20 protein-coding genes are annotated in these 22,697 nt (G+C 43.8%); 7 read left to right on the top strand and 13 right to left on the bottom strand.

Annotated features, from left to right (window positions below):
* Positions 1 to 54: 54 nt before the first annotated feature.
* The 11 genes from manA to C6Y03_RS05965 form a co-directional block, all read right to left on the bottom strand.
* On the bottom strand, positions 55 to 1,005 hold the full coding sequence (gene manA / locus C6Y03_RS06015; protein WP_034660184.1) for a mannose-6-phosphate isomerase, class I: 951 nt from the start codon (positions 1,003 to 1,005) through the stop codon (positions 55 to 57).
* A gap of 146 nt (positions 1,006 to 1,151) precedes the next feature.
* A complete protein-coding gene (locus tag C6Y03_RS06010; RefSeq protein ID WP_050944374.1) occupies positions 1,152 to 1,973 on the bottom strand; it encodes a carbohydrate ABC transporter permease in 822 nt (273 codons plus the stop codon).
* Positions 1,970 to 2,941 (bottom strand): carbohydrate ABC transporter permease, encoded by a 972-nt coding sequence (locus C6Y03_RS06005; RefSeq protein WP_170938414.1) that lies wholly within the window; start codon positions 2,939 to 2,941, stop codon positions 1,970 to 1,972. The genes C6Y03_RS06010 and C6Y03_RS06005 overlap by 4 nt, the downstream gene beginning before the upstream one ends.
* A gap of 55 nt (positions 2,942 to 2,996) precedes the next feature.
* Positions 2,997 to 4,262 (bottom strand): ABC transporter substrate-binding protein, encoded by a 1,266-nt coding sequence (locus C6Y03_RS06000; RefSeq protein ID WP_106039006.1) that lies wholly within the window; start codon positions 4,260 to 4,262, stop codon positions 2,997 to 2,999.
* Between the two features lie 102 nt (positions 4,263 to 4,364).
* Entirely contained in the window at positions 4,365 to 5,783 is a 1,419-nt protein-coding gene (locus C6Y03_RS05995) for a response regulator (protein ID WP_106039005.1), read from the bottom strand.
* Positions 5,777 to 7,219: a sensor histidine kinase gene (locus C6Y03_RS05990; protein WP_106039004.1), complete on the bottom strand. Its 1,443-nt coding sequence runs from the start codon at positions 7,217 to 7,219 to the stop codon at positions 5,777 to 5,779. Before C6Y03_RS05990 ends, C6Y03_RS05995 begins: the two co-directional genes overlap by 7 nt.
* Positions 7,216 to 8,217 (bottom strand): sugar-binding protein, encoded by a 1,002-nt coding sequence (locus C6Y03_RS05985; RefSeq protein WP_106039003.1) that lies wholly within the window; start codon positions 8,215 to 8,217, stop codon positions 7,216 to 7,218. Before C6Y03_RS05985 ends, C6Y03_RS05990 begins: the two co-directional genes overlap by 4 nt.
* A gap of 68 nt (positions 8,218 to 8,285) precedes the next feature.
* Positions 8,286 to 8,741 (bottom strand): GNAT family N-acetyltransferase, encoded by a 456-nt coding sequence (locus C6Y03_RS05980; protein ID WP_034660191.1) that lies wholly within the window; start codon positions 8,739 to 8,741, stop codon positions 8,286 to 8,288.
* A 118-nt stretch (positions 8,742 to 8,859) separates the two neighbouring features.
* Positions 8,860 to 9,459 carry a bifunctional 4-hydroxy-2-oxoglutarate aldolase/2-dehydro-3-deoxy-phosphogluconate aldolase gene (locus C6Y03_RS05975; protein WP_106039002.1) on the bottom strand — a complete coding sequence of 200 codons (600 nt, stop codon included), beginning with the start codon at positions 9,457 to 9,459 and terminating at the stop codon, positions 8,860 to 8,862.
* Positions 9,431 to 10,447, bottom strand: coding sequence for a sugar kinase (locus C6Y03_RS05970; protein WP_106039001.1), 1,017 nt, complete (start codon positions 10,445 to 10,447; stop codon positions 9,431 to 9,433). The genes C6Y03_RS05975 and C6Y03_RS05970 overlap by 29 nt, the downstream gene beginning before the upstream one ends.
* Positions 10,448 to 10,533: 86 nt before the next feature.
* The gene (locus C6Y03_RS05965; RefSeq protein ID WP_106030583.1) at positions 10,534 to 11,544 is read right to left on the bottom strand and encodes a LacI family DNA-binding transcriptional regulator; all 1,011 of its coding nucleotides are present in this window, start codon (positions 11,542 to 11,544) and stop codon (positions 10,534 to 10,536) included.
* Positions 11,545 to 11,806: 262 nt separating this feature from the next.
* Between C6Y03_RS05965 and kduI the strand changes: the two genes are divergently transcribed.
* From kduI to C6Y03_RS05940, 5 genes are all read left to right on the top strand, one after another.
* Positions 11,807 to 12,634, top strand: coding sequence for a 5-dehydro-4-deoxy-D-glucuronate isomerase (gene kduI, locus C6Y03_RS05960; protein WP_106030584.1), 828 nt, complete (start codon positions 11,807 to 11,809; stop codon positions 12,632 to 12,634).
* A gap of 4 nt (positions 12,635 to 12,638) precedes the next feature.
* Positions 12,639 to 13,412 carry a 2-dehydro-3-deoxy-D-gluconate 5-dehydrogenase KduD gene (kduD, locus tag C6Y03_RS05955; protein ID WP_106039000.1) on the top strand — a complete coding sequence of 258 codons (774 nt, stop codon included), beginning with the start codon at positions 12,639 to 12,641 and terminating at the stop codon, positions 13,410 to 13,412.
* Between the two features lie 105 nt (positions 13,413 to 13,517).
* Complete coding sequence (locus C6Y03_RS05950; protein ID WP_034660198.1) at positions 13,518 to 14,984, top strand: spore germination protein; 1,467 nt, start codon at positions 13,518 to 13,520, stop codon at positions 14,982 to 14,984.
* Between the two features lie 3 nt (positions 14,985 to 14,987).
* Positions 14,988 to 16,088: a GerAB/ArcD/ProY family transporter gene (locus C6Y03_RS05945; RefSeq protein WP_106038999.1), complete on the top strand. Its 1,101-nt coding sequence runs from the start codon at positions 14,988 to 14,990 to the stop codon at positions 16,086 to 16,088.
* On the top strand, positions 16,085 to 17,230 hold the full coding sequence (locus C6Y03_RS05940) for a Ger(x)C family spore germination protein (RefSeq protein WP_106038998.1): 1,146 nt from the start codon (positions 16,085 to 16,087) through the stop codon (positions 17,228 to 17,230). Before C6Y03_RS05945 ends, C6Y03_RS05940 begins: the two co-directional genes overlap by 4 nt.
* A 12-nt stretch (positions 17,231 to 17,242) precedes the next feature.
* On the opposite strand, the gene C6Y03_RS05935 is transcribed toward C6Y03_RS05940, so the two are convergent.
* Together C6Y03_RS05935 and C6Y03_RS05930 are read right to left on the bottom strand one after the other, a co-directional pair.
* Complete coding sequence (locus C6Y03_RS05935; protein WP_106038997.1) at positions 17,243 to 18,640, bottom strand: bifunctional glycosyltransferase family 2 protein/class I SAM-dependent methyltransferase; 1,398 nt, start codon at positions 18,638 to 18,640, stop codon at positions 17,243 to 17,245.
* Positions 18,641 to 18,777: 137 nt separating this feature from the next.
* A complete protein-coding gene (locus tag C6Y03_RS05930; RefSeq protein WP_095285705.1) occupies positions 18,778 to 20,142 on the bottom strand; it encodes a sugar porter family MFS transporter in 1,365 nt (454 codons plus the stop codon).
* Between the two features lie 271 nt (positions 20,143 to 20,413).
* Between C6Y03_RS05930 and C6Y03_RS05925 the strand changes: the two genes are divergently transcribed.
* The gene (locus tag C6Y03_RS05925) at positions 20,414 to 21,379 is read left to right on the top strand and encodes an LCP family protein (protein WP_034660205.1); all 966 of its coding nucleotides are present in this window, start codon (positions 20,414 to 20,416) and stop codon (positions 21,377 to 21,379) included.
* Between the two features lie 400 nt (positions 21,380 to 21,779).
* Entirely contained in the window at positions 21,780 to 22,661 is an 882-nt protein-coding gene (locus C6Y03_RS05920) for a Cof-type HAD-IIB family hydrolase (protein ID WP_106038996.1), read from the top strand.
* The last annotated feature ends 36 nt before the right edge of the window (positions 22,662 to 22,697 follow it).

Genomic DNA, 22,697 nt, shown 5'->3' with positions numbered 1-22,697 from the left:
ATGTGTAATAAAAAAGACTTTCAAGCTGTTATGTATGCTTGAAAGTCTTTTTATTTATATATGCGACACAATCAGTTCACAAGTTCCTTCAATTGAGAAGCTCCCTGTTTCAGCCGGCAGGATAAAATGAGTTCCTTTAGGCAGTGGATATGTATGTCCATCATGCGTTAAAGACCCTTCTCCATGAATTACACTGCACAGCAAAAACGGATAATCTTGCGAAAGCTCTACTGTTTGATCAATTTCCCATTTATACACAGAGAAATACTCTGCTTCAACAAAAGTTCGAATGGTCAGCCCACGGCGTGTTTCAACTGATTCATCTGTATAACCGTCTACATGAGGAACCGTTGTGACATCAATGGCTTGCACAAAATGAAGTTCACGTTCATTGCCATCCTGATCTTTTCGTTCATAATCATATACCCGATAGGTTGTATCTGAGCTTTGCTGCGTTTCAAGGACAAGCGTTCCTTCGCAGAGCGCATGAATGGTTCCGCTTGGCACATAATAAAAATCACCAGGCTTAATCTTCACACGACGCAAAAGACCTTCCCAATCTCCGCTGTTCATCATGGTCACAAGCTCAGTTCTTGTTCTTGCATTGTGCCCATAGATCATTTCTGCTCCTTCTTTGCAGTCAATGATATACCAGCACTCTGTTTTTCCAAGCTCGCCATTTTCATGTCTTTCCGCATAATCATCATCCGGATGAACTTGAACGGACAAGTCTTGGTTTGCATCTAAAATTTTGGTTAACAGCGGGAATCGATCGCCTTCTATTCCCCCGAACAATTCTCTGTGATTGTCCCATAGTTCGATCAGCGTTTTCCCTTTATATGGACCGTCTTGCACGACACTTGGTCCGTTTGGATGAGCAGAAATTGCCCAGCATTCTCCCGTTTGATCAGAAGGAATATCATAGCCAAATTGATCCCTTAAGGCTGTACCTCCCCATATTCTCTCCTTCAATTCAGGCAGTAAAAAAATTGGTGACTGCTTCATTCAGGATGACTCCTCCCTTTGCTACCCTTTGATAATCCTTGCCAAGCTTGATGAAAACTAGCAAGTCTCAACTTTTATTATGACGCTATCTAAAGAGAAGTCAATCCTTTCAGTACACCAAATGAAAACGATAACACAAAAATATTTCATCCTTTGACAGAGCCTGCGAGAAGCCCTTTGACAAAGTATTTTCCGAGCAGAATATAGACCAAAAGTGTCGGCAGTGCGGCCAATATCGCCCCTGCCATTTGGACGTTCCATTGCACAATTTGACTGCCTGATAGATTTTGCAAGGCGACCATCACCGGCTGATGCTCCGCAGTGGTCATCGTGACTGCAAATAAGAACTCATTCCACACATTTGTGAACTGCCAAATGGCGACCACAACAAACCCTGTGATCGAAAGCGGAAGAATCATATGTCTGAAAATCCCGATAAACCCTGCGCCATCCATTTTTGCCGATTCAATCATTTCATCAGGGATGCTCACATAGAAGTTTCGGAACATGAGCGTTGTGATCGGGAGTCCATATACGACATGGACAAGCACCAGACCTGGAATCGAATTATACAATCCGACTTCACGCAAAAATTGAATGAGTGGTATGAGGATACTTTGATATGGAATAAACATCCCAAACAGCATCAGCGTAAAGACCACTTCTGACCCTTTGAAACGCCATTTTGATAGGACATAGCCATTCATCGCTCCTAGTACAGCTGACAATAAGGTAGCCGGAATGACAAGATAAAGTGAATTCATTAAATTGGGCGCTAGCTTTTCAAATGCGATTTGATAGCTTGAAAAATCGAGTGTTGATGGCAGTGCCCACATTTTCTCAAGGGTCACTTCACCTAATGGCTTCAAGCTTGTGACGAGCATGACATAGACTGGCATCAGAAAAAAAAGACTGCACAAAATCAATAAAGCATAAAGGACTGGACGGACAAACCATCTAGCTGTCATGATGACGCCCCCTTCCGGCTCGACAGGAGATACGGCACGATAAAGACAGCAACAGAGATCAGCATAACAATCGCAATGGCGGCACCGCCTGCATAATGGTTTCCTCTAAAGGTCATTTCAAACATGTAAACGCCAGGAACATCTGTGACAAAGTTTGCACCCGGTCCTGTCATCGAGTAAATCAAATCGAAAATCTTTAACGAAATATGAGCCATGATGATAATGACACTTGCAGTAATCGGTTTTAATAGAGGAAAAATAATCTTCCGGTAAATCTGCCATTCAGTTGCGCCATCCATTCTAGCAGCCTCTCTTACTTCCTCTGGAATGCCTCTCAAACCCGCCAAATACATCGCTAGAGAGAAGCCAGTCATCTGCCAAACAGCTGCAATCACGACTGCAATCATTGCGGCAGGGACACCAAACTCAATTTTCCCCCAGACAAATCCGGCTAAAATGTTCGTATCCGTGTACCACTTAGGCTGGATACCAAGCGTTTTTAAAAACAGATTCACCCCAGTGGACGGGTTTAAAACCCATTGCCAGACGACCCCTGTCACAACGAAGGAAAGGGCCATCGGAAAGAAAAATAAATTCCGAAATAGAGATTCACCCTTGATCTTCTGATCTAGTAAAATCGCAAGTGCAAGTCCAGAGGCAATGACGGCTCCAATAAAGAATAGAGTAAAAAAGACCGTATTTCGAAGATCTGACTGAAAGCGGAAATCTTGAAACAGCATGATATAGTTTTGAAGACCTGCAAAAGAGAAATTCGGAACAAGCGAGGTCCAGTTTGATAATGACACATACCCTGTCCAGCCAATAAAGCCGTAAACAAAGATGAATAATAAAACAGCCGACGGGGCTAAAAATAGCAGCGCAAGCAGCTGATCCCCATTCCATTTTTTCCGAACACGTTTGACTTTAGGTGTTGCTGCTTTTGTGATCGGCGATGTGTCCATGCGCATGAAGCTACACTCCTTTTCAAAAAAGAGGCGGTGCTTAGCCGCCGCCTCCTCGTCTTTATTTCATTGAATCTTTTAAAGATGAAACAAACTGGCTGCTGTCTTTTTGCGTGACGAAGATATTTACGGCTTGATTCGCTTTTGTCACAAACCCTTCTTCAGCAGCTGAACCATGTGCGAGAGACGGCGCCAGCTTTGATTCTTTAAATGCTTTCATCGCCGATTTTCCGTATTCATCATATTTTGAGACATCTGCATCTACACGTGCCGGAATCGACCCCTTCAGCGGATTAAATGCATCCTGTCCTTCGACAGATCCTAAAACAGATAAGAATTTCTTCACGTTTTCTGGCTGTTTCACGCCCTTTGGCAGTCCGAATGTATCGGTGATCACCATAAAGCTTCCCTCTGTTCCAGGAGTCGCCGCGTATCCAAAGTCTTCATTCACCTTCAGATCGAGATCATTCACAAAGTACCCCTTCGCCCAGTCGCCCATGACATTCATTGCTGCTTCTCCTTTTGCCACGAGCTGCGAGGCATCCTGCCAGTTACGTGAGCTGTGGTCATCATTGACATATTCAAGCATACGTCCAAAGATGTCTGCCGCTTCCTTCACTTTTGCGTCATCCATTTTCATGTCGCCAGCCCAAAGTTTTTGATATCCGTCAGCGCCTAAAACGCCGAGCAGCACACTCTCAAACAAATGCGTCGCTGCCCAAGGCTCTTTATCACCAAGTGCAAGCGGTGTAATGCCTTTTTTCTTTAAGGCATCTGCTGTTTTGAAAAATTCATCAAAGGTCGTTGGCGGCTCTAAGCCTGCATCATCAAATACCTTCTTGTTATACCAAAGCACATTGCCTCGGTGAATATTCACTGGTACTGAATAGATTTTCCCATCTTTGCTGACAAGGTCGATGAGTGATTCTGGAAATTTGTCCTTCCAGCCTTCTTTTTCATATAGATCATCCAGCGGCTCCATTTTGCCTGCTGCGACCCAGCTCTCATTCAGCTCCGCTCCGCCATGTACTTGGAACGTAGCTGGCGGGTCATTCCCTTGCATCCGGCTAGTCAGAACAGCCTTTGCATTTGTACCAGCACCACCTGCGACGGCTGCATTTTCAATTGGGATGTCTTTATTTTTCTCTTCAAACAATTGAATGAGTGCTTTCAGTCCGTCCTCCTCACCTGCTCCAGTCCACCAAGAGAAAATGTCTAGTTTCTCTGCTCCGCCCTCTTTTTTTGCATCTGAGTTGGTCGATGAACTACAGGCAGTGACGATAAGCATACAGAGCGCTAACAACGTAAAACCTAATTTGACCTTCATGATTGATCCCCCATCCCTATTTTGTAAGCGTTATCAAAATAAGTATAATGGAAGATCCTTGCTTTTTTTCAGGCAAACTTCTTCACTTTTTTATGAAATTCTTCATTTTTTTACGGTCTGTTTTCGATATTCCTTCGGTGAACAGCCGACCATCTTCTTAAACACACGGCTGACGTAATTGGGGTCTGTATATCCTGCCTGATAGGTAATTTCTTTTAAACTAAGCGAGCTGTCTTTGAGAAGCTTTTTGATTTTATCCAGCCGGCAGGTTGTCACATACTCTTTAAATGTCAGCCCTGTCTCGTCTTTAAACCGCTTTGTGAAATAGGTTGGACTTAAATCAACATAGGCGGCAGTCTGCTCAAGCGTGATCTGTTCACAAAAATGCGTTTTGATGTAGCGTTTTGCCCGCTCAATGTCATTCACGGTCTGGGTTCTCGCTTCATACACATCAAATAAATGTTCACAGCACTGACGGCATTCAGCTGCGGTGTTGATCGTTAATATTGGCCAGTCTGCTCGGAGCCGTGATTTAAATAAAATCAGCAACTCTTTTAGTTGTGAAATGGTCGCTCCCTCTAGTTCAAAGGCATCGAATAAAGCCACCGCATCCTCTCTTCTCCCTTCTTCCATTGCCTGCATCATATCGTCTGCAAGCTCCGGCAGATGGATCAATGGATGGGACTGTTCTTCTGTTTGGTAAAAACCATAACGAACAACACCGAGACTCTTTTTCCGCTGATAATAGGCAAGCTTCGCCTCTGCTGCACTTTTCTGAAGATAAAGCGGGTTTGAGACCGGGTGTCCCATGCCAACGACAGGTGAAGGCTGATCGTTTGTTGTGGAAGTTCGAATCGCCTGCAGCACATCTGCCTTTAACTGACCAGGCGCTTGGTGACGATAAATGAGACATGTAAACAGCTCACCGCCCATCTGAATCGGCACCGTATGAAAAAAGGGAGATGTCTGTAAATCAATCAACAGCTGATCCCCGATTGTCCGCTGAACAGCGATGACAAGACCTGCTTCATATTCGTGAAACAGTTGTTGAAACTCCATGGAGGTATAAGACTGACCATTTATGACATGAGCTTCGAGCCACTTTGACTGCTGACCGGCCGCCACCGCCTGCCGCTGAGACGCCTCCTGCTGAATCTCTGCCGCAACCGTTCGAATGGCGGCGATGGTTTCATCTTTGTCAGCCGGTTTGACGAGGTATTGCTTCACCCCTTCCTGCATCGCTTGCTTGGCATAATCGAACGTATCGTAGGCTGTCAGCATAATGAATTTTGTATGAGGACTGCTCGCTTTGATTTGCTTGATCGCTGTCAATCCATCCATTCCGGGCATCTGAATATCCATGAGCACAAGGTGAACGGGCTCGGTTCGCACGAATTCAACCGCCTTCTTTCCATTTTCAGCTTCTCCTGCTATATGACATTCCGGAAGCCAATCAGTCATGAACTTCCGCATCGCTAGTCGTTCTATTTTTTCATCATCCACAATCAGCACGTTCAGCATGCCGGTCCCTCCTTCATCGGAATAGCCAATTGAATGGTGGTGCCTTCGTTTGGCTTTGAGTCAATTTGAATGGCATCTTTTACCCCGTAAAACAAATGCAGCCTTGACATCACATTTCGAAGACCGATCCCTGTCGAGTGCCCTTTACTCAAGGTATTTGGACTTTCCTCTTCTTTTTCTGATAGCAACCTCCTTATCTCTTGTTCATTGATCCCCATCCCATTGTCCCGAATCCGAATCATCACATAGCCGCCTTCTTGATAGATCGAGAGCTCGACAAGCCCGTCTTCCTCCTTTGGTTCAACGCCATGAATAAAGGCATTTTCGACAAGCGGCTGTAAGGTGAGACTGGGGATGTGAACAGATAAACACGATTCATCTATGGTCGTTTTGCATGTAATACGATCGGCAAATCTTGTTTCTTGTATATGAAAATATTCTTTGACCACTTTTACTTCTTGTTCCAACGTAACAGATGCACTGAGAGCAGAGAGCGAATACCGCATCAGCGTGGAAACGGATTGGATCAACCTCGATGTGGCATCCGCTGATTCTAAGTAAGCCATGCGTGAGACGATGTTTAATGTATTAAATAAAAAATGTGGATTCATTTGGTTTTGCAGCGTTTTCAGCTTCATGTCTTTGATTTTTTGATCTAAGGCTGCCTTTTGTTTCATCTCTTCAATCATCATTTTCATCTCTTGACGCATTCGCTGAAAGGCCTCATTTAATACAGAAATTTCATCCTTTGAGGTGACATGCAAGTCCGCTCCATCAAAATTCCCTTCTGATACTTCCTTTACGCTTCGAGACAGATGGACGATCGGCCTTGATATCCCTCCAGCAATCATATACGCCATCCATAATGCGACCCCAATGGATAGCGTAAACAAACATAAGGTAAAGAGTGCATAGGTTTGGTGTCTTTTTTGCAGAGATTGATAGAGTACTTGATACTCAGACAATTCATCATCAAGCAGGGTCATCGTTTGCTCTTGTATGTAGGAGGAGACGGTTCTCACCTCCTTTACACTTGCTGCATATTCTTTGATTTTCCCTTCTTTTACATGTGTCATGGTCGCATCACTTTCATTGATGAGCGTCCGCATCATATATTGGTATTTTTCAATAGAAGGAATCGCCGCATGAAGCCCGGCATCCTTTCGCAATGCCTGATCATAGGATTTCATTTTCTGTTTTGAGGCCAGATATTCTTTGGCAAACTGCCGATCCTTTTCAATCGCATACGCATTGACCTTTTCATACATCGTTTTTGCCTCTGTCGATATATCATTGAGCAGGAGAAAGGAACGAAAGCTTCTGCTATATTCTGATGTGATATTCGAGCTGCTCCAATAGACGAAAAAAGCGGCCACGTTGCCAAGGAGCACAAGGATTAAAAATGCCAATAACAGCTTACTTCGAATCCTTCTCATGGCTGCACACCCTGCTTTCTGTCTGTTTGCTGCAGAGGCAGATCCTCGCGCCGAATCACACTCGTTCCTGTGTACTGGAGTGGTTCTTCTTTTTCACCTTTCTGCAAACGTACAAGCGATTCCACTGCTTGATAGCCCATTTCATAAGGGTGCTGAACAACCACTGCATCAATCTTTCCATCATCGAGCGCCTGAATCGTATCTGGCAATGTGTCAAATGCGAGCACATAAAAATCTGTGGGCGATCGATATTGTGCTGTTGCTTGAATGATGCCTGCACCATCTAATGCACTCGTGCCGTAAAATGCGGTGAGCTTCGCATGATCGTTTAATAGTTTATACGCGGCACCGGAGGCCCCTGACTTCGTAATGGCTGATTCTTCTATTCCAGCAATATGAATACGTTTTTCAGCGGCGACGGCATCTCGAAATCCTTTGACACGCTGCTTTTGATGAACGGCATCAAGCCTGCCTGTGACAATTCCTACATACTGTTCGCCTTTTGTATCTGCGATGAGTGCCTGTCCTGCGATAAAGCCTGAATAATAATTGTCCGTGCCTACATACACTTGACGCTTGCTCCCCTCTGCATCCGTATCGACGGTGACAACATCAATGCCTTTTTCCCTCGCCTTCTGAAAAAGCGGTTTGTATTTTTTCGCATCAAGTCCCTGTGTCATAATGCCATCGACATGCCCTGCGATCGCCATATCAATGGTTTTCAAATGATCGTCTATATCTGCTTGCTTCGGACCCAAATATTCTAAATACACGCGATGAACGGCTGCCGCATCAGCAGCTCCCTTTTGTACCAGTTGCCAATATTCATTATCAAGTTCCTCCGGTACAAGGACAAAGTGATATTGATAGGTTGATGACGCTTTATCGGAAGCGCTTTCAATTTTAAATAAATCTTGACCTATGAATGTTAAAAAAATGACAGATACGACACAAAAAGTGAGAAAGGCGCCCACCCCGATCCACTTTGAACCTTTCACCACATCCTCCCCCTTTCAAAAATTTGCGCATAAAAAAAGAGCTGCTTATAAGCATACTCTTTCGACCTCTATAATTCCTTTGTCATAAATAAACTGTTTGGATCTTCTTGATATGAATCGAAAGGCGGGCAAATATAAAAACCAACACTCTCATATAGTTTTCTTGCTGGCTCGAAGAAAGACATCGCACCTGTCTCTAAGCTGACACGTGAATAGCCGCGCCTTTTTGCCTCTTGGAGAAGATGGTTCAGCATATACCTTGCTACACCTTTTCGCATATGGAGAGCTGCGGTCCTCATTGATTTGATTTCGCCGTGATCACTTGACAGCTCCTTTAACGCTCCGCAGCCAAGAAGCTCCTCTCCTTCCCGCACACTCCACACTGTGACATCTTGCTTTTTCAAATCAGCTAACGGAAGGGCATGAATGCTTTCTGGCGGGGAATGCTCTTTCATTTCTTCTATATGAGCGGTAATCAGCTGCTCTATTTGTCCATCCGTGAGTGTATCTTGTTGAATGTACATGTCTATCACTCCTTCACGATCATTGTACGTGAAGAGTCAGCATTCACCTGCTGTTATGTCAGATAAACGAACAAACAACCGGCATCCATCCGCCAGTTGTTCGTTTGATATCAACTATTTATGAAGAAAGTACCGCTTGTAACTCTTCTGCTGTACTGCTTTCAAGCTGACTTCCGACTCCTACTGCCACTGCACCTGCTTTCAGCCATTTTGGCACATCGGCTGGATGAATACCGCCCGTTGGAATAAATTCAATCTCTGGAAACGGACCTTGTAAGTTTTTCATATAGGATAAACCGAAGGAACCGCTTGGAAAAAGCTTGAGCAAGCAGTAGCCATCTGCTTTTGCCTGCATGATTTCACTTGGGGTGAGGACACCTGGTACATAGAGTGTGTCGTGAAATGAGAGATGCTCTCCGATCACAGGGAGATATCCTGGACTGACAATAAATTGTGAGCCTGCGTCAATGGCTGATTGTGCCTGCTCAAGGGTTGTGATTGTGCCTGCTCCTACAATCAGATCTTGCTCATGCTGAAAGGACGCAATGAGGCGTACAGCATTGGGCGTGGTATACGTCACTTCAATGGCACGAACGCCCTTTTTCTTTAAACGCTGAATGATCTCAATGCCTTCCGCTTCACTCTCCGCTCTCACCACTGCGATTAGCTTACACGCCGCGAGACGCTCTTTAACGCTCAAACTTGCTGACTTTCCCATATCCTTCGTCCCCCTTCATATATTCCCGTCTGTGATATCGTTTGGCTTCTTTCATAAAAGCTTGAAGCTCTTCCCGAGTAGGCAGGCCATCCTTATCGCCTGGAGACATCACCGCAAGAGCCCCTACAGCATTGCCTCTTGTCACAGATTTTTCATATGATAAACCGTCCAATAAGCCGCTGATGACCCCCACGGCAAATCCATCACCGGCACCGACTGTATCAACGACATCTGGCACATAAAATCCGCTCACAATCCCCTGACTGGCTGCACTTTTATAAAAGGCACCTTCTGCACCGAGCTTCATGACCACAAGCTTGACGCCTTTTTGCAAATAAACATCGGCAATCTCTTCCGGCTCGTGACAGCCTGTGAGCCTTTGCCCTTCTGCAAGCCCCGGAAAAAACCAATCCACTTGAAAAGCCATTTGATTCACCGTATGGATCATATCTTCTTCCTCTTCCCATAGCTGCAGCCGAAGGTTTGGATCAAATGAAATGGTTTTGCCTGCTTCTTTCATTTTTTGAAGAGCACAAAAAGAAAACGCTCTCATTTCACTGGATAATGCAGGCGGAATACCTGTCATATGGAGGTGTCCTGCCTGTTTGAAATAGCTGGTGGGAAAGTCGCTTGGACTCATTGTGCTCGCAGCAGAGCCTTTACGATAATACGTGACGTCAGGGTCTCCATCCATCACTTTTGCTTTAAGTAAAATCCCTGTTTGAGCCCCATCATTTGAACGGATCACTGCACTTGTATCGACCCCTTCTTTTTGAAGCTCTTCTAAAATAAATGTGCCAAGTGAATCTGCTCCGACTTTGCTCACCCATCCCACATCAAAACCTAGCCTCGCCAAACCGACTGCCACGTTACTTTCGGCGCCAGCAAGCGCCTTTTGGAATGTATGCACTTGATGAAGCTCTCCGGCTTCTTTTGCAAAAAACATCGCCATTGATTCCCCAAATGTAACCGCATCCAATGCTTTCACTCATTTCTCCCCTTTCTTGGTACCGGTTTCAAATTAGTTAAAAAAGAGAGAGTATGCACGTATGTATACTCTTCTCTGTCTGTTGTTTATAAAGATTTTCTTACGATGATTTCTCCGTCAAGCTGAATGGTTTGGGGGGCACTTTCATCCCCTTCAAGCCGAGTCTTGATTTTTTGCATGGCGGCTTTCCCCATTTCATGAGATGGCTGGGCAACCGTTGTGATTCCAGGCCCAATCAGCTTATACCATTCTGTATCATCAAAGCCTGCGATGCCTATCTCCTCTGGAATCTTTATCCCAAGCTCTACAAGCTCACTAATCAGTTTCAGCATGAGTAATCCATTGGCTGCTAAAATCGCTTTTTTCTGTTGGTTTGATTGTACAAAACGGACAAGCTCTTCTCGCAATTGTTCCTTTTGCTTCAAATCAATTTCTGCAGTGAGCGGCTTCTTATGTTTACTCATAGCTGTCTGCTCATATGCTTCTTTTCGTTCTTCACGAGGACTGATCCCATCGACCGGCTCAGTAAAGAAAGCGATGTGCTCATAGCCTTTCTCATACATTTGTTGAAGCAACCGGATCGTGATATCACGGTTATTCGTTGTCACTGTGTCGACTTTTAGTTCTGGCAATTTCCGGTCAACAAGGACAATTGGTACACCGTTTTTCTTAAAATCCTGCAGAATGTCATTGTTCTGGCCTGTCGTATTGATGATGAGCCCTTCAATATAATGCGCATTCAGCTTGAGGAGCATTTCCCGTTCTTTTTCTGGTCGGTTATCTGTGTTGCATACCATGATACTGTATCCATATTCATCACAAATTTCTTCGACTCCGCGAAGTGTCGCTACAGAGAATGGATTCGTAATGTCGGCTACAATAAACCCAATGACCTTGCTTTTTCTTACTTTCAATCCTTGAGCGAGCTGACTCGGACGATAATGCAGTTCCTCAATGGCTTTCTTGATTTTTTTTACCTTATCAGCAGAAATTTCATTTGTTCTGCCATTGATATATCTAGATACAGTTGATTTTGAAACACCTGCATAAGCTGCCACTTCGTTGATGGTGACTTTCGTTTGCTTTTTCTCTTTCATTCAAAAAACTCCCACAATCGATATCTTCTCATTTGTTTCGAAACCGATTTCAAATAACTTAAAAAGAGCATATCATAATTTCATGCATTTCAGAAGATTTTTTTGTATGAAGAGGGCAAAAAATCATCTAAATAAATAAAAAGAAAACGATTTCAAAATAACGGTTGACGGCGTTCTCTTTTTCCTCTAGAATTTTCCTTGAAACCGATACCAAATAAAACATCAATATTTTGTTTCAGATGGAAAGGGAGGCTTATCTCAAATGGAAAATCGTTATGCTGTACACCCTGAGCAGGTCAAACGTTTTACAACAGAGGAACTTCGTCGTCATTTTCATATTCCTACGCTATTCGTCAGTGGTGAATTAAAGCTCTACTATTCGCATGAGGATCGCGTGGTGATTGGCGGAGTCAAGCCGGCAGCAGAGCCGCTCAAATTAGATGCCGGAGACTTTTTACGTACGGAATATTTCCTTGAAAGACGAGAGATCGGCATTGTAAATGTCGGCGGTCAAGGAACGGTCACTGTCGATGGTGAAGCCTTTGTACTGGAGCACAAAGATTTCTTATATATTGGGCTTGGACACGAAGATGTACAGTTTGCTAGTTCATCAGGCGAAGAGGCCAAGTTCTATCTTGTATCAGCCACGGCTCATCAAGCGTACCCTACACAAAAAGCAGCCATCGCTGAATTAACACCGAATCACTTAGGGGAAGCGTCTGCTTCAAACGTACGAAACCTGTATCAAGTCATCCACGCAAATGGCATTCAAAGCTGTCAGCTCATGATGGGAATCACTCAGCTGGAAACCAATAACACGTGGAATACGATGCCCGCTCATATTCATGATCGGCGTATGGAAGTGTACTTATATCTTGATATCGAAGAGGATGCTCGTGTCTTTCATTTTATGGGAGAGCCATCTGAAACAAGACATCTCGTTGTCGCCAATGAGGAAGCGGTCATTTCTCCTGCCTGGTCCATTCATTCAGGATCAGGTACAGCGAATTATTCATTTATTTGGGCGATGGCAGGCGAGAACTATACGTTCAAAGATATGGACTTTGTCCCAATGGACCAGCTGAGGTAATGTGATGACGTCAGCATCCTATGTAGCGTCCCTCTTTTCTCTTGAAGGCAAAACAGCCCTTGTGACAGGTCCTGGAACCGGCATTGGGCAAGGCATTGCTGTGGCGCTTGCCAGATCAGGCGCAGATATTATCGGCACATACCACCACACACCGCTTGAGGAAACGAAAGCGCTAGTCGAACAGGCGGGCCGCTCATTTCATGCGGTTCAGGTTGACTTTTCCGACCCTCAAATGGCAAAGCAGGCTGTCGATGCCATGTTACAAAAGCATACGATCGATATTTTAATCAATAATGCTGGCACCATTAAAAGAGAGCAGGCCGCTCATTATTCAGAGGAAGATTGGCATACGGTCATGGATGTGAATATCAATAGTCTCTTTTTCCTCACCCAAAGGGTTGGACAGCAGATGCTGAAAAACAGGCAAGGGAAAATTGTCAATATCGCCTCCCTTCTTTCGTTTCAAGGCGGCGTCTTTGTCCCCGCTTATACAGCAAGTAAACACGCAGTCGCAGGGCTGACGAAGGCCTTTGCAAACGAATGGGCGAACCAGCATATACAAGTGAATGCGATCGCTCCTGGTTACATTGCGACCAATAACACGCAAGCCATTCGAGACGATGGAAATCGAAATGAAGAGATACTCAAACGAATCCCCGCCGGGCGCTGGGGTAAGCCTGAGGATCTAGCCGGCGCTGCTGTTTTCCTTAGCTCACCAGCCTCTGATTATATGAACGGTCATATTTTAGCTGTTGATGGCGGCTGGCTTGCCAGATAAACACACGAGAGAATTCCTATTTGCAGGGATTCTCTTTTTTCTATTTGCATAATTCTCCTCCTATCGAGTCACTCTATAAAAAACATGACATGAGGGTGAGGTATTATGAAAAGTCGTATTGAACAAGATATAGCGTCCGTCATCAAGCGTGTCAAAAGCTTTGCCGGGAAAAGTGATGATATCGTGTTCCACTCATTTTCATTTGGCCCTTCTGCTATCTCTGCATGTCTCATGTACGTTGAAGGACTCACAGAATTTGAGATGCTTTCCAAGCAAATCATTTCACCCATGCAAAAGGAACTGGACATCACCGAGGTTGATTCTACTACGCTTCCGTCCCTGTCTAAAACGTTCTTTGGCATTCAAAATGACGTGCTGGAAGATATGAACCTTGCCATCGAGCAGTTATATAACGGCAGGGCTATTTTATTTGTAAATGGGGCAACACAAGCACTTGCGCTCCAAACGAACCTTTTTCAATTTAGAGAAGTAGAAGAGCCGCAATCGGAAGTCCTTGTAAGAGGGCCGCGGATCGGTTTTATTGAAAATCTTGAAAAAAACACAGCTTTAATCCGTGAGCGGGCAAACGACCCTAACCTTGTCATTCAAAAGATAAATGTAGGTACTCGCAATAAAAAGTCTGCTGCCCTTGTGTACGTTCGTGATATTGTTGATCCCAAATTAGTAGAAGATATTTTATCACGCATGACCGAAATCAAAATGGATGACATCCCTGAAACCGGCTATATTGAACAGCTGATTGAGGACAGCCATATCTCCATTTTTCCGCAGATTCAAAATACAGAACGTCCAGACAGGGTGATCGCATCCGTGCTTGAAGGCAAAGTCTCCATTTTGCTCGACGGCACACCTTTTGCCCTCATCATGCCTATGACACTTACAGCCTTGATGCAATCACCGGAGGATTATTACCAAAGATGGACAAGTGCGACTCTTTTGCGCCTACTCCGTTATTTTGCCGTACTGTTAACGATTTTTTTACCAGGGCTCTACATCGCTCTTGTCTCATATCACCCCGGTTTATTACCAACACGAATGGCACTCACCATCGCAGGCAGCCGGCAGAATGTTCCGTTTCCTCCTGTTGTCGAGGCGATTCTTATGTCTTTTACGATTGAGCTGCTGCGAGAAGCTGGACTTCGGCTTCCTAGAGCCATCGGGCAGACGATTGGGCTCATTGGCGGCGTCATCATTGGTCAGGCGGCTGTCCAAGCCAATATCGTCAGTGCGTTAATGGTGATTATCGTGTCGCTGACCGCATTGGCCGATTTCACTGCCCCTTCGTATGACTTTAGTTTCCCGCTACGCATCTTGCGCTTTATGGCCATTTTCAGTTCAGCGATGCTTGGGTTATACGGCTTGATCATGTGTTATTTATTTGTGCTTTGTCACCTGATGCAATTAAAGACCTTTGGTTTTGACTATTTCACACCTGTTTTATCTTCACCGTTTTCAGATTTAAAGGATACGTACGTACGTTTACCAATTGGGCTATTTAAATCGAGACCGAAAACAGCAAAAATAAAAAATCTCAAAAGACAAGGAGATTAAACGATGTACAGAGCTGAGAAGCTATCATTGTTACAAGTCACCATTCTGTGCAGCTCTACAATGATAGGCGCTGGAATTTTAACCATTCCACGCAGTTCTGCCAATTCAGGGTTCCCTGATGGCTGGATCATTGTATTAATACAGGGAGTCATCTTTGCTTTCGTTGCTTTTTTGTTAGGATGGATTGCTGAAAAAAATGCGCCGGACACCATTTTTGAGTCAAATAAAAAAGGAGCCGGTGCATTCTTTGGCACGATCTTTAATTTAATGCTGATTGCTTATTTACTAGGCATTGTCGGCTTTGAAGCGCGTGTCCTCGGGGAAGTGGTCCAATTTTTCCTGCTGGAATCGACTCCTATGGCAGTGATTGTGATGATTTTTCTTCTTGTGGCGATCTATCATTTGAAAAGTGGTATCTTTCCAATAGTGAAAATGGTGACATACATATATCCGATGACGATGATCATTTATATTGGGCTCATGCTGTTTAGTTTGAAAATATTCGATTTTGATTACTTACGCCCGGTGATGGCGAACGGGTTTAAAGATTTCAGTAATTTGTTCTCTCAAACATTTATTCAATTTACAGGCTTTGAGGTCATTTTGTTTGTTGTACCACTCATTTATAAAGACAAATGGTCGAAGGCGAAATGGGCCGCTGCGATCGGGGTCGGAATTACCTCACTTATCTACTCTCTCACGCTCTTTATTGTGATTGGTTCCATGACCGTTGGAGAAACGAAATCCCTCACCTGGCCCACTGTCTCACTCATTCAAGCACTAGAACTTGAAGGGGTCTTCATTGAACGATTTGATATTTTTTTACTGACGATCTGGACTTGCCAGCAGTTCATTTGTATGCTTGGCTTTTTCCAATTTGCCATTAAAGGGTGCCACACAGTCTTTAAGACGACCAATGTAACGAGACTACTTTGGCTGCTGTTTTTGATTACTTCTGCCCTCTCTTTATTTCCGAGAAATATCAATGAAGTCTTTTACTTCTCTACTTTACTCGGCTACGCATTGTTCGCGGTTTTAGCCATTCCTTTTATTACAGCTGTTCTGCTGATGATACGTAAAAAATGGGGAGGTCGTTCTGCATGAGAGGAAGGCGTTTGTTGTTATTCTTTTTGTCCTGCTGTCTTTTCCTTCTATCAGCAGGTTGCTGGGACTTAAAGGATATTGAAAAATTATCATTTGTACGCGGCGTTGGCATTGACGAGGAAGAGGAGCAAGGAATCAAGCTCACCTATCAAAATCTTGTGCCGAAAATGAGCGGGACACAAGAAGCGGATTCTCCAGGTTATGTGAATGTCGTCTCAAAAGGGAAAAATGTGCTGGAGGCTGTCAGTACTGTTGCCTTAAAGGACCCGCCGATCTATAGTGATCATTTGAAAATTTTCTTGTTCGGCAAAAACCAGGCAGAGCATCACGATATTCAAGGAACGCTCAATCACTTTATACGAGATGATGAGGTTCGGCGAAGCAGCTATCTTCTCGTGTCACGAGATGATGCGTCAAAAGTGATCAACCAAAAATTGAAATCACAGCAAAAGGTTCCGGTTGAGCATATCTTTGAAACATCTAAAAACCGAAGCTTTAATGGGAAAATTTTGCTGCCAACACGTATTGGCCGGGCGTCCGATTACTTTCAGATGGGCATTAGCTTCCTTGTACAAAGTGTAGATGCGATAAACGGTGAACTTATTTATGATGGGGCAGGAATTATAGATGGAAAAACACGAAAACTGATTGGCTTCATCCCTTCGAAGGATGTCCAATCTTTAAACTGGGTGATGGATCGGATATCAGGCGGTGTTGTACCTGCCACCTACAAAGACTTTCCGATCACGTATGAAATTAAGAAATCAAAAACCAAGGTTGAACCCTATCTGAACAATGGGAAAATTTCCTTTAAAATTTGCATACAAACAAATGGAAAATTATCAGAGGATCAATACCCTCCTGAAAATTCATACGATGAGCAGTACATCAAACGATTTGAGCAGATTTTCTCTAAGAAAATTAAAGGACACATTCAAAAAGCAGTGAGTCATATGCAAAATGAAGTAGGCGTTGATCCTATCTTTTTAAGCAAGCATTTCCGTATTAAATACCCTGACTATTGGGAAAAGCATCGAAACGAATGGGATACGCTCTTTCAAGAAGCGGATATCGAATATGATGTCAAAGTCAGCATTTTAAACTTTGGGGCAGAAGGCGCAACAAAAAGCTTCAAATGGTAATGCAAAAGGCGGTTATCCCGAAGGGGAGCCGCCTTTTTTACGCACGACAATTAAAAGCTGATATAGAGTCACTTGATCAGACAACGCTTTTGTTTGAAAGCCAAGTGACGCTCCTACTCTCGCCACCTCGTCAAAAAACAATTGGACGTTTTGATCAATCTGAACATTGATCCGCTGCTCGATCACCCGTTCAAACAAATAGTCTGGGAAAAGTGCACGCATCGTGTTTAGTGTGAAGAACCTCAGGTGGCCTCGGTCTAAAATCCCTGCATCTTGATACGTAAAATCTCCTGTCATTAACGGGAGAAGCACCTCCGCATGCATCATGTTTGGCAGGCAGCAAATGACCACACCGCCCGGTTTTAAAGATGCGTGCGCTTGTTCAATGATATGCCAAGGATCTGACACATGCTCTAAAACATCAGAAAAAATAATCGCATCAAAAAAAGCTTTTTTCTCTAACCACGGGTACTCATCCGCTTTTGCCTCGATGACTTCTTCGTAATATGCCTTTGCGATTGCTGCTTTTAATGGATCGGTCTCTACCCCGTACATGTCAACAGACTGCCGATTCATTAGTTCAAGCCCTGTGGCCCCTGCACCGCATCCCACATCAAGCACACATACAGCGTCTTCAGGCAGCAAAGCCGCAAAGTACGGATGAGGGGTCATCAGATTGAGATCAATGCCCCATTTATCTAAAAACCGAAGCCTGTTCTCAGCAAACAGTGTAGAGATGTTCGTTTCTTGATTCGCTCGAAAGGTTGCATGACCGTGATGATGCACAAATGAATCGTGGACGATTTGCAGCTGATATCCCTTTAGCAAGGATCTCAAACAAAGATCGTCATCCTCAAAAGATCCATACACGAACCGCTCATCAAATAACCCCACCTCTTCAATGAGCTCTCTTTTCACCAGCAGACAAAACCCCACAAGCCGATGTACATATGTTCTCTGACCTTTTCTCGCAGCCGTATAATTTTTCGCAAAGGCTGGGAGCTCCTTCACATCTGTATACGATGGCTCGACCATTTGAGGACCGCTCACATAATTGGAGACAGGTCCTACCATCCCAATACGTTCTGATGCAAATAACGCCTCTTTTAATGGAGAAAGCCAGTTTTCCGTTACGATCGTGTCGTTATTTAAAAAGAGAATGCTATCTCCTGTCGCTTTTTTCGCTCCTTGATTACATCCCTTTGCAAAGCCTTGATTCTCTGTGTTTTCAATGAAAATCACATCTTTCAGTTCTCTCACATATTTCTTCGTACCGTCGGTTGACGCATTATCAACGATGATGAGTTCATATTGGTCACTTCGGGTATGGTGCTTGATGCTGTCGATACATTTTTTCGTTAAATGCAGTTCATTGTACGTCAGCATGACAATGCTCGTTTTCCCTTTCATCTTATTTCCACCTTTCGCTCGCCTGTTCCATATGTATGTCATATGCAGCACGTTCAGAAGATGAGAGATTGTCCTTTCTTGATTAAACGTTTGTTTAACAAAGAAAAACCAGCTGCATGCGGGCAGCTGGTCGTTGTTCACACCGTTTTTCCTTCCTCACCTGTGACGGCACGGTTCCTCTTTTTTAAATCTTCTTCAATTTCTTCAAGACTTTTCCCTTTCGTTTCAGTCACCATATATTTCACAAACAAGAAGGCGCCTACGCCGATGACCGCGTAAATGAGAAAAAGATTACTGATACCCATCGCGCTTAATAGAGCTGGGAATGTAAGCGAGATGATTAAATTCCCTGTATGAAGGAGGAAAGTAGAGACGCCTGTACCGATTCCTCTTACATGTACCGGGAACAGCTCCGGAAGCATCACCCAAACGACTGGACCCCAGCTGACAGCAAAGATGACGATGAAGAGTCCTAAACATATAATGGTTGTCCATCCTGCAGCTGTTGACCCCTCGAAAAATCGATTGACCACTGACAGGACAATTAAACTTAGGACCATGCCAGCATTTCCAAATAAGAGCAGCGCTTTACGCCCTACACGGTCAATGATTTTAATCGCCACAAACGTCATGACGACATTCACTGCCCCAATTCCGACGGTTCCTAAAATTGCCGCTGAATTACCAAAGCCAACGCTTGTGAATGTTTTTGGTGCATAGTAAATAATTGTATTGGTTCCGATAAACTGCTGTAAAAAGGCAAGACCGACACCAGCAATTAATGCTGGGCGTACCCATGGCTCAAATAATTCCTTAAAACCGCCTTTTTCTTCACTTTCTGCCTGTTGAATATCTGAAATTTCTTCTTCAACTTCTTGCTTACTCTTTCTGAGTTTAGATAATATCTCTTTCGCACGGTCTGCCTGTCCATGGACAAACAGCCAGCGGGGACTTTCCGGCATAAACAAAATCCCACATAATAAAAGCACAGAAGGCACGACCGCAATTCCAAGCATCAGGCGCCATGCCTCTGCATCCGCTAAAGCGTAGTTCACAATATAGGCGAGAAGAATACCAAATGTGATCATGAGCTGGTTTAATGAGGACAGTGCACCTCGAGATTCCTTTGGAGCAAGTTCAGATAAATATAAGGGAACAATCGTTGTCGAGCAACCGACAGCAAGCCCTAGTACAATTCGGAATAAGACCATCACTTCCGTATTCGGAGCAAGGGCTGTACCAAATCCGCCGATAATAAACAAAATCGCTGCGGCGATGATGGCTTTTTTCCGCCCGAATTGGTCTGTCAGCTTTCCAGAAAGAGAGGAACCGAGCATCGCCCCAATTAAAATCGAGCTGACAACAAGTCCCTCTGTAAACGCGTTTAACCCTAAATCCTCTTTCATAAATAAGATGGCGCCAGAAATGACACCTGTATCATAGCCATATAAGGCGCCGCCAAGTGCGCCGAAGAAATAAAGCCATCCATTCCGATTTTTCATGTTCATAACCCCTCTTTTGTTCTGTATGTACTGGATGTTTCTCTATGGAAAATCATTTTCCTCACTTCCTGTCATTTCAAACATTTCGATGTTTTATGACAAATATATTTCATTTGCGTATCATTGAAACTTTTTAAGATAAGAAAACGTCAATTAAGCGTTAGTGAAAAAAATGTCGCACTATATCCCGTTTTAAGGTATATTTGTTTTAGTTTGTAAGCAAAAAGAAGGACATCTTTACTATAAAAATCATAGCGAGGGTTTAAAATATATGGATCAATCAAGAAGCAAACGCAAAGGAAAAAAGCGTTTAAAGCCATGGGTGAAAGTCACTCTATTTATAGTCGGTATTCTTTTACTGACAACCGCTTCTGTCACAGGCTATGCCTACTATAAAGTGACAAGCGCTGCCAAAAAAGCGCAAGTATCTCTGGATCGCGGTGCACAATCTGTGAAACGGATTGAAGCATTCGATCCCGGGAAAGACAGCTTTTCTGTCTTGCTGCTTGGCATTGACAGCAGACCGGGCGAAACAGTGAAACAGGCACGAAGCGACGCAATGGTCTTAGCAACAGTCAATCGTACAAATAAAACCGTAAAATTATTAAGCATTCCAAGGGACTCATATGTGAATATTCCAGGGCATGGCTATGACAAAATTACACATGCACACGCATTTGGCGGTGCAGATTTAACCTTAAGTACAGTCGAAGATTTACTAGATATTCCGGTTGATTTTGTGATCCAAAGTAATTTCAAAGCATTTAAAGAGATCGTCAATGAACTAAACGGAGTCTCTATTAACGTCAAGGATGAATATGTGGTCAAACAGGTTCTAAAAGATACAAAGGGCAAGGTACAGCTTCAAACAGGAACTCATACACTAGACGGTGATCAAGCTCTCGCATATGTGAGAACAAGAAAGGCAGATAGTGATTTAATGCGCGGACAGCGTCAAATGGAAGTATTAAAAGCCATTTTTGATAAATCAAAATCGTTAACATCTATTCCGTCATATGACAATATCATTGATACACTTGGTGAGAATGTCTCAACCAATCTTTCAATGAAAGAGCTAGTCGGGCTGTTCCCGCTTCTGACGTCATTGAAATCGGTTGATACCATTCAGCTAAAAGGCTCTGATTACCAGCCAAACGGGGTTTATTATTACCAATTGGATCAAAACCAGCTAAACGAAGTGAAGACTGAATTGAAGAAACAGCTTGAATTATCATAAACAGAAAGCGTCCCTAAGGGGGCGCTTTCTGTTTGTTGACAAAGGGCTAAAATGGTTTTTATTTTAGCTCTTTGTCTTCTTTTCAGCGTAATTGAAAACCTTGAATTCTAGGAAGGACGAGCACTGGCGCGGAGCGAATTTGACATTCATGAGCACCAGCGCGCAGGACTGACAAAGAATGCAAGGGTTTGTCTACACGCTGAAAGCGTCCCTAAGGGGGCGCTTTTCTACTTGTAGACGATGATGTAGATTTTAACCCTTTGGCTTATTCCCTTGATCATTCGATCATTTTTGTTTAGCCTTGATAGAGAGGAACAAGCATCCCATTGCTCATGAGAATGAAGGAAATCGTACATACTTTAAAAAGGCTATTGCATGCGTGAAGGAGGATTTGACAGCGATGAAAAAAATGATTGCGATTGATTTAGACGGTACACTTTTAAATACAAAAAGTGAAATATCTGCTCAAAACCGGGAGGCATTGATTCGTGCGAAGGAAGCGGGATATATTGTCACCATCTGTACAGGGCGGGCGACTTTTGATGTAAAGGAACTGCTTGGCGATTTGGACATCCCCATTATTGCAGCAAACGGCGGAACCGTTCATACCGAAGGATACGAACTTTTCAGCCGTATCACACTTGACCAAGAAGCAGGAAAACGAGCGGCTAAGGCATTAGTAGAACGAAACATTTACTTTGAGGTCTATACGGACGATGCGCTCCTCTCTCCTTTTGATGGAAAAGAGAAGCTGAAAGCAGAATTTGATGTCATCAAAAGTGCGAACCCAAATGAAGATGTAGCTGATTTATGGGAAGGAGCGATGACTCAATTCAAACAATTTGGCATCAAACCAGTAGATGATATTCGCCAGATTTTTGAGTCGAATGAAGCGACCTATAAATTACTCTGCTTCTCATTTGATATGAACAAACTACAGGAAGCACGAGATCTTCTCGCGGAAATGCCTGAGCTTTCATTGACCTCTTCTGGAAAACATATCATTGAGGTACTGCCAAAAGAGTCTGGGAAAGGACATGCTCTCAAAAAGCTCGCAGCTCATTATGGCGTAGACCGCTCACATATTTATGCGATTGGCGACAGCCCCAACGATCTATCCATGTTTGAGGAAGCAGGCCACCGCATTGCAATGGGGAATGCCGTAGATGTTATTAAAGAAAAGAGCACCTACATCACAAAAGGCAATCATGAAGACGGTGTTGCTTACTTTATTGATCTGCTTATACAAAATCAATTCCACGAAAAAAAGACGCTAGTCTGATCAGCGCCTAGAGAGAAGTCTAGAAGTCCGATACGA

The organism is Bacillus sp. LNXM65 (assembly GCF_002998575.1).
In the GTDB taxonomy this organism is placed as follows: Bacteria; Bacillota; Bacilli; order Bacillales; family Bacillaceae; genus Bacillus.
The sequence above is the reverse complement of the archived record's forward strand: the minus strand, read 5'-3'. Positions and strand labels throughout refer to the sequence as shown.